Annotated in this window: 2 protein-coding genes and 1 pseudogene; all 3 read right to left on the bottom strand. The window is 38.2% G+C overall.

What is annotated here, in order from left to right; translation table 11 throughout:
• Positions 1–1,630, bottom strand: a 1,630-nt coding sequence (locus AC3WJG_RS25255; RefSeq protein ID WP_492588838.1) for a pLS20_p028 family conjugation system transmembrane protein, incomplete at its 3' end; no start/stop codon positions are given.
• A gap of 23 nt (positions 1,631–1,653) precedes the next feature.
• Positions 1,654–1,860, bottom strand: coding sequence for a hypothetical protein (locus tag AC3WJG_RS25260; RefSeq protein ID WP_492588840.1), 207 nt, complete (start codon positions 1,858–1,860; stop codon positions 1,654–1,656).
• Positions 1,861–1,880: 20 nt separating this feature from the next.
• Positions 1,881–2,759: pseudogene (locus AC3WJG_RS25265) on the bottom strand (TraG/TraD/VirD4 family protein); the annotation flags it as partial.
• Positions 2,760–2,836: the final 77 nt, after the last annotated feature.

Genomic DNA, 2,836 nt, shown 5'->3' on the forward strand with positions numbered 1-2,836 from the left:
TTCCACCTTCTACAGAAGATCCGGTACCTTCAGCGTAACCAGAAGCTTGCATTTCATCATGTAGAGATGTATTTCCACCTTCTACAGAGGAAGTTGACCCCTGACTATCATTGGAAACACCTGCTGCTTGCATCTCATCTTGTAAAGAGCTGCCTTGACCTGCTCCTTTTCCTTCTGAAGCATTCCCTTCACCATTTTTACCTCCTTCTTGTTTTTCAGTAGAAGATAACCCTTGTTGTCGGTCCTTTTGCTCATTACCTGCATTTTGACCTTTAGAAGCAGCGTTTCCTTTTTCACCTGGCATTCCTGCCTTTTTCATTTCTTCATGCAGAGCTGGCTGTTTTTCTTTATTTCCTTGTGTAGCTAACCCTTTTCCAAGACCTCCAACTCCTGCTGCTGTCTGAAGAGCACCACTACCAAGACCTTTTCCTACACCACCAATCCCTTTGGCAAGGTTGGCTCCTCCTTTTGCTGTTCTTCCCATCATATTGATGCCACTTTCAAGTCCTTTTGCCATCGCAAAACCTCCTGCCAGAGCGCCCCAACCACTTTTCAAGCCTGCGTCAATGCCAAAAAGACGTTCACACATGATCGGGCCATCTACAACGGCAATACTAAAGGCAATCAATGCGATAAGATATGGAATACCTTCTAGCTTATCGCTAATAAAGACCGTTCCCATTAAATAGACCTTCATGGATATAAAGATCATAATTGTCACTAGAAATGTATTCAGGATATTTTTTAGAACAGCTTTTAACTTCTGTCCATCTGCTACATCAGCAGGCGCAACTAATTGGGCTAAAATTGCATTGAATCCTAGCTCGTAACATAGTTTTGCTAACTTAATAGACGTAAATAACAACGTCATCCCTATCACAAAAAGGGAAATGGCAATCGTCCAGAAGTTCCATGACCATCGGTAATAGAGTTCCGGAAAGAAATCAAACCATCCATTATCTAATTCAACTAACCCCTCTTTTCCATCTGGTGTAAGAGCTGCTTTATTTGTAAGTATTTTTTGGCCCTCATCCGATAAAGTATCTTTTTTATTTACCTTAAACTTATCATCAATTTTTTCGGTAATATCAATCATCATAATATTTTTTTGTGGTACTTTATTTGGTTCTTTCAATTCTGGACTCTTCCACTTGGTAAGGTCAAATTGTGCGACATCCGTTAAATTACTTTTAATAATCTTTTCACTTACCGTACCTTTTTCATTTAAATCCACGGCTTCAATGGCTTGATCGGTGAACTTATCAGCTTTTAACATACTTGTATTTAATAAAAGTAAGACTGCCATTGAGATAAATATGTTAATCATAATTTGTTCACGATTGACTTTCTTCTGAATAATCAACATGTAGCCGATATACAGAAAGGAAAAAGCCAGTAACACATATAAAAAGGGTTGAATCTTCGTAATAAAGTCTTGAATATCAGGAGAATTAAAAAACGATTTAATCCCTAATACACTGTCTGTAATCCCTTCTAGTCCATCCACTAGAAATGAAAGAACTTGAATACATCCCCACCCCAATTTCCGTAATAAATAAGTGAGGATATTTCCAACATCTAAGTACTCTGAGAACTCATGTAGCTTTTCAAGAATTTCTTCATCCTTCATCTGCTCATCTCCTTATGCACGTATTACATGCCTTGAAATAACGTATCAACCGTTATTTCTAATCGTTCATCCAGAGGAGAAACACGAATTTGTACAGGTGCTTCTCCTTCCTGTCCTTTTTCCAAGTGTATAGTGCCATCTAGTAAGCCAATTAACACTTGATGTCCTTCTTTCACAATCGGTATATAGTCCTCTAAAATACGCTCTAATTCCTTTGAAATACTTGTCATTCTTTCTCCCCCTTTTGGTATTAAGCTTCTTGTTCTTCCATCTCATGTTTCAAATTTCTAATAATGGTATTTATTTTTGTTTGAAGAAGTTGGTGGACATTTTTACTTAGTTGGTCACTAACTCCTAGCATATTTAATTCCTCTTCAAACTCACTCATGGACTGTTTTTCAATCTCTTCCACCGTTTTATTCATTGCTTTTGGTAAGTGTACTTTTAGAGCAGTAGAAACGTTCTTATCTCCACCGAAGAACTCTTTGACTGTCTTAGTTTTGTAGTTCTCATACGTTAGAGAAGTAAATGGATCGTCGGTTAGTTCCTCTTCAATTTCCACTGATGGAGCTTGTGATTGAAACGGAAAGAAATTATGAATGACTAAGGATCTTGGATTGACTTGTTCATGTAAAGACGAAATATCAATATCTAGAATCGAACGATCCGTATTAAAGTCCTCTCCGAGGTATTCCCAACGGTATTTCAACGCTGTTTTTCCAGTGTTATAAATTGGATGTGCTTTAATTCTCTGACGTGCTTTATCTTGACGTTTTACCACACGCACAACCACACTTTCTCCTTCTTTAAGTTCCATTAATTCATTGGGTGTTAATAAAGGCTTTCCATCTACTCCCTCTGTTTTACTTTTATCCGTTGATAGCCCTTTCCCACTTCGAGAGGTAGAATTGATCGTACCGTCCCCTAATTTTTGTGAAATGGTCTTTGCTGTTTCATAGTTATTGCTTAAAATATAAATCGTATTCCCACAGTTTCCTTCAATCGTTTCAGCATCATTTCCATATTTATTTTTTAGTTGTGCATAGGCTTGAATCACTAAGTTAAAACGTATGTTTCGTCCTAAACAAACCGTGATAATGTTGGACATTCCCTCGATTGCCGGCATATTGTAGGGTAAGAACCCGGCGCCTTAAGACCTCTCGGTCTTAGGTTTCCGAGAACTCCCCCCCGAACCGTACGTACCCC

The sequence above is a fragment of the Priestia sp. FW507-14D1A genome, assembly GCF_058781295.1.

Excerpts from the sequence above, each read along its gene's own strand:
- AC3WJG_RS25260 (WP_492588840.1), bottom strand. The coding sequence starts at position 1,860 with ATGACAAGTATTTCAAAGGAATTAGAGCGTATTTTAGAGGACTATATA.